This is a genomic window from Burkholderia sp. Se-20378 (assembly GCF_017104665.1).
GTDB classification, from domain to species: Bacteria; Pseudomonadota; Gammaproteobacteria; order Burkholderiales; family Burkholderiaceae; genus Burkholderia; species Burkholderia lata.
Genome location: NZ_JAAGPG010000915.1, coordinates 1 through 1,968 on the forward strand (window position 1 = coordinate 1; position 1,968 = coordinate 1,968).

The 1,968-nt window shown below is 66.6% G+C and carries 3 protein-coding genes; 2 read left to right on the forward strand and 1 reads right to left on the reverse strand.

Annotated elements, in window-relative coordinates:
• Nucleotides 1-113: 113 nt before the first annotated feature.
• Nucleotides 114-452 (reverse strand): P-II family nitrogen regulator, encoded by a 339-nt coding sequence (locus tag G3N93_RS38930; protein WP_027789049.1) that lies wholly within the window; start codon nucleotides 450-452, stop codon nucleotides 114-116.
• A 355-nt stretch (nucleotides 453-807) separates the two neighbouring features.
• Here G3N93_RS38930 and G3N93_RS38935 point away from each other — a divergent pair, with 355 nt between their 5' ends.
• Complete coding sequence (locus tag G3N93_RS38935; RefSeq protein WP_006489451.1) at nucleotides 808-1,059, forward strand: accessory factor UbiK family protein; 252 nt, start codon at nucleotides 808-810, stop codon at nucleotides 1,057-1,059.
• Nucleotides 1,060-1,347: 288 nt separating this feature from the next.
• Nucleotides 1,348-1,968 (forward strand): magnesium chelatase domain-containing protein (locus G3N93_RS38940; RefSeq protein WP_277396609.1); only part of this gene is annotated, 621 nt, incomplete at its 3' end.

Below are 1,968 nucleotides of genomic sequence, written 5' to 3' on the forward strand. Positions count from 1 at the left end.
TCTCGCTGATCGCGGCCGGCTCGCCGGCCGCGATCAGCGAGCCGGCCATCAGCAGGGACATCAGAAGTTTGCGCATCTTGGGTTTCCTCTTGTCGCTTGTCTTGTCTGTTCTGTTACAGCGCGTCTGCGCCGGTCTCCCCGGTGCGAATCCGGATCACCTGTTCGATCGCCGTGACGAAGATCTTGCCGTCGCCGATCTTGCCCGTGCGCGCGGCCCGCTCGATCGCCTCGACCGCCTGGTCGACGAGATCGTCGGACACGGCTGCCTCGATCTTCATCTTCGGCAGGAAATCGACCACGTATTCGGCGCCGCGGTACAGCTCGGTGTGCCCCTTCTGGCGTCCGAACCCTTTCACCTCCGTCACCGTGATGCCCGAGACGCCAAGCGCAGACAGCGCTTCGCGCGTCTCATCGAGCTTGAACGGCTTGATGATTGCGGTAATGAGTTTCATGAAGTCCTCTCGCTGGGTTGTCCCGTCGAATTGGTTGGAATGTTGTAACGGACTCTTCTCAGCAACTCGCATGCCATGTCGGTTCGCGCACCGTTTCAAAGGGCTTCATCAAGGGGTCGCATCCCGTGATGTAAGGTGCGGAAGCCCGGCCGAATGGCCAACGTGGCCCGGTTTGCTGGCGCGGCGAAAGGATCGTTGCTAGAGTGCACGCACGTCCCGGATCCCCGGGCCATTCACCCATGCGGGCGCCATGCCCGGAATTCGCGCCCAGGGCGCACCATTTCCGGTCATGCGTGCATCATGGGCACGTACGCAACTGAAGATGCACATTTTTTGTGCAAGGAAGGGGAATCACATGAAGCAACCCAGCGACGTTTTCAACGATCTGCAGTCGCGCGTCAGCGATCTGCTGAAAAACTCGCCGGCCAAGGACGTCGAGCGCAACGTGAAGGCCATGCTGTCGCAAGGCTTCTCGAAACTCGATCTCGTCACGCGCGAGGAATTCGACACGCAGGCGCAGGTGCTCGCCCGCACCCGCGTGCGCCTCGAGGAACTCGAGAAACGCGTCGCGGAACTCGAGCAGAAGCTCGCCGCACCGCAAGCCTGACGCCCCACCCGGCCGCAAGGTCCGGGCGCGGGCCGCCTCGTGCAGCCCGCGCCCGCCGCCCCCGAAGCACTGAAGCACTGATGCACTGAAGTCGTCCCCGCTCTTCGTCGTCCGTCGTTCTCCGCAGCACCCCCGCTCTTCGCTGTCCCTCGCTCTTCGCAGTCCGTCGTTCCGCTGTTCCTCGTTCTTTCCCCGCGCCACGCCGGCACGCGCGCACCGATTTCTCCGATTCCCGCGGCATGCGGCCCCGAACGGCCGTCGTCCGTCTTGTTTACCAGGAGCCTCGCCATGTCGCTCGCCGTGGTGCGCAGTCGCGCGCCCGCCTCCGGCCGTGCGCCGGACGTCACCGTCGAAGTGCATCTCGCCAACGGGCTGCCGTCGTTCTCGATCGTCGGCCTGCCCGATCTCGAAGTCCGCGAAAGCCGCGAGCGCGTCCGTGCCGCGCTGCAGAACTGCGGCTTCGAATTCCCCGTGCGCCGCATCACCGTCAACCTCGCGCCGGCCGACCTGCCAAAGGAATCGGGGCGGTTCGACCTGCCGATCGCGCTCGGCATCCTCGCCGCGAACGGCCAGATCCCGGCCGACGCGCTGGCCGGCCGCGAATTCGCGGGCGAACTGTCGCTGACCGGCGCGCTGCGGCCGATGCGCGGCGCGTTCGCGATGGCGTGCGGGGTCGCGCGGGATTGGCAGTCTGCGGAAAGTGGTGTGGGTTCCGGCTTGGGTTCCGGCACGCTCGCCGGTTCAGGCAACGGTGGCCAACGGGCCGGCCCGGAGACGCGCTCCGCCGCCACGTCGAACGCCCCCGAGTTGTACCTGCCGCTCGCCAGCGCCGCCGAGGCCGCGCTCGTGCCGGGCGTCACCGTATTCGGCGCGCCGGACCTGCCCGCGCGGTGCGCACACCCCACCGGT